Source organism: Rhizomonospora bruguierae, assembly GCF_018397995.1.
GTDB lineage: Bacteria > Actinomycetota > Actinomycetes > Mycobacteriales > Micromonosporaceae > Rhizomonospora > Rhizomonospora bruguierae.
In genome coordinates this window covers 1-1,555 of sequence record NZ_BBQH01000145.1, presented here as the reverse complement: position 1 = coordinate 1,555, position 1,555 = coordinate 1, and the positions used below count along the sequence as shown (strand labels likewise).

Below are 1,555 nucleotides of genomic sequence, written 5' to 3'. Positions count from 1 at the left end.
CTGACACGAAAATGCCGTGACCACCGGCGGGTTTGACCTGGTCAGGCGGCCTGTGGGATCGGGTCGAAGCGTACGGTCATGCCGAGGGCGTTGGCCTCGCGGGTCATGCGTCGCATGGCTCGTGCGGGGTCGCGTCTGGTCAGGTAGTCCCCGCCGAGGTCTTGGTAGATGGTGTGGTCGTGCAGGACGTGCCAGATCGCTTTGGCGAGCTTGTGCATGACCGCGACCAGGGCTTTCTGTCTACCTCGGCGGGCGGCGGTTCGTCGGTAGAACGCGGCCAGGTAGGAGTCCTTGACCCGCGTCACGGACAGGGCCGCGATCCCGAGGATCCGTTTCAGGTTCGTGTTGCCGTCGCGGGTTTTGCCGGACTTGTTCACTCCGGCGGACTCGTTGACCCCGGGACATACTCCGATCCAGGAAGCCAGATGCCCAGCGGTGGCGAACTGGGCCATGTCGCCGCCGGTCTCCACGAGGATGATCTCCGCGGCCCGTAGCCCGATCCCGGGGATCGTGTCCAGCCGGATGAGATCACCGTCGTGGTCTCGGGTCAGCTCCGCGATCCGTGCGTCCAACTGACCAATCAGCGCGTCGAGATGATCGATCTGATCGAGGTAGTGCCGGCACATCCACGCGTGATGCTCGGTGAACGTCCCGTCCAACGCGTCGACCAGTTGGTCGGTCTTCTTACGCGCCACTCCCACAGCCAGGTCGGCCAACGCTCGCTGATCGCGCTGTCCACCGATCAGCGCCCGCAGGATCGCTCGGCCGCTCACCCCGTCCAAGCGTGTGATCACCGAGCTGAGCTTCATGCCGGTGTCTTCCAGTTCCTTCTCCAGCCGCTGGAGCTCCTGCCCCCGGGCCACGGTGACCTCGGTGCGCCGACGGGTCAGATCCCGCAACTGGCGGATCGCCTCGGATGACACAAACGAGCCCATCACCATTCCCGACGCCCCCGCCCTGGCCAGGAATGCCGCATCGGAGGGATCCGTCTTGCGTCCCCGGATGCCCTTCAGATGCTGCGGATTGACCAGCATCACATTCAGCTCCGGCTGCAAGGTGTAGTACACGTATCGCCAGTAATCGCTCGTCGCCTCCAAGATCACCACTTCGACCTGCCGTTCGAGTAGCCAGGCCAGCAACCGGCGAATCTCCCGGGGCACCGTGCCGAACTTCTCCGTCTCCAACGACCACGTCCCCGGCCGCCTCGGATTCGGCACCCGCACACAGGCGACCAGGAACCGCTTGCCCAGGTCCACGCCCGCCGAACGCAGATAGATGACCTCGTCCTTGACCTCTTGACGTCCCATACCCACTCCTGAGATCACGGTTCCATCAGGTGGGGACGCCCGGAGAAGTCGAAGCAGAAGGCAGACACTGACACACGTGCTCCGGCCAGCGAAAACTCACCGACCTGGCAACAAACCGTAGATCGTCATCGACTTCCGTAACCAGCCTAAACATCGAGCTCACAAGGCATCACAGATCAACCGGCGTACCGCGCGCCCCGGCCCCATTTTCCCTCCCCCGTGGACGGCCGGCCAGGCCGGGGATGCCT

Annotated in this window: 1 protein-coding gene; it reads right to left on the bottom strand. The window is 64.4% G+C overall.

What is annotated here, in order from left to right:
* Nucleotides 1-41: 41 nt before the first annotated feature.
* Complete coding sequence (locus tag KJS59_RS30530; protein ID WP_213457452.1) at nucleotides 42-1,307, bottom strand: IS110 family RNA-guided transposase; 1,266 nt, start codon at nucleotides 1,305-1,307, stop codon at nucleotides 42-44.
* Between the last annotated feature and the right edge of the window lie 248 nt (nucleotides 1,308-1,555).

Bases quoted from the DNA above. Each gene is read 5' to 3' on its own strand.
- KJS59_RS30530 (WP_213457452.1), bottom strand. From the start codon at position 1,307: ATGGGACGTCAAGAGGTCAAGGACGAGGTCATCTATCTGCGTTCGGCG.